Annotated in this window: 1 protein-coding gene; it reads left to right on the top strand. The window is 61.8% G+C overall.

Features of this window, described 5'->3' with window-relative positions; genetic code table 11:
* Nucleotides 1–87: 87 nt before the first annotated feature.
* A partial coding sequence (locus AUR66_RS13790; protein ID WP_157533129.1) for a PQQ-binding-like beta-propeller repeat protein occupies nt 88–1,347 on the top strand: 1,260 nt, incomplete at its 3' end.

Raw genomic sequence — 1,347 nt, forward strand, 5'->3', positions numbered from 1 at the left:
ATTCCGACCCCCGGACAGCTGTTCACCTCTCGGACATTGCACGGGAAGTGCATATAGGGGGGCTGACTGAGTGCTGGAGGTATCAACATGACTCGTTCGACGATTTTCTTCCAGAAGCGAAGGATTCGGTCTGTTTTGTCTGTCACGTTTGCGGTGTGTCTCGTTCTCTCGACGATTTCCGCCCCTGTCGGCGCATCGTTGACATCGTTGGAGACGACCCAATCTGATGGGTTTCAGACCGACTCGATTCAGACACAGGGTGAGCCGATGACGAGCGAGTCGGTATCGTGGCCGACACTCGATTCCGGTGACTGGCCGACGGCCGGTCGTGACCCAGGCCGGTCGGGATACAGTCCGAACGCGTCCGGTCCGAAGACTACCCCTTCCGCTCGCTGGATAACCGAGTTATCTGACGAAGTGACCGACCACCCGGTCGTCGCTGCGGATGGCTTCGTGTTGGTCCCCGGAGAGACGAGCGTCCGGGCACTGAACAACGAGACGGGCGAAGTGGTGTGGAACGTCTCGGGGGTCGACATCGAATCGGTGTCCGTCAGCGATGGCGTGGTCGTCACGACCGAAGTCGACTACTCGGGCGACGAGATTCGAGCGTACCGCGCATCTGACGGCGTCGAACTCTGGAACGTGACGAACTTCGAAGCCGACGCGACGGTCGTCCTCGACGGGACGCTCTACGCCACCCGCGGCGAGTATCTACACGCCTACGATGTCCAGACGGGCATCCAGCAGTGGTCGACCGATATCAACGAGGACGTCTCGCTCGGGCTGTCGGGTGCCGGCGAGACAGTCTATGCGACCGGCCGATTATCCGAGTCCAACGACCGTGACTACCTCGTCTACGCCCTGAACGCGAGTGACGGGAGCGAACGCTGGCGGTTCGAGATGGAAGGCCAAGTCACGATGCGACCGGTCGTCGCGAACGATTCGGTGTACATCGGTTCGGGCTCGTCGGCACGGAATCTGAACACCGACGATTTCGACCCGAAACTGTACCGACTGAACGTGACTGACGGTCACGTCGAGTGGGTGTTCGACGTGAACTCCCGGCCGAGGAGAGCAGCTGTCGCCAACGGCACAGTCTACGCGGCGTCGGGACACACCGTCAGCGCACACGACGAAACGACCGGGGAACGAGTGTGGCGCTACCGACTCCCCGGGAGCATCGACTACGGACTCACGTACACCGAGATGCGCGCCCTTTCACCTGCCGTCGCCGACGGTGTGGTCTACGCCGCGAGTGAGCGCGGCCACCTCGTTGCACTCGACACCACGACCGGTTCTGAACAGTGGAGTTACCGACTCGACGGTCTGGCGACCGCCCCCGCAATC

Origin of the sequence: Haloferax profundi (assembly GCF_001469865.1) — an archaeon.
GTDB classification, from domain to species: Archaea; Halobacteriota; Halobacteria; order Halobacteriales; family Haloferacaceae; genus Haloferax; species Haloferax profundi.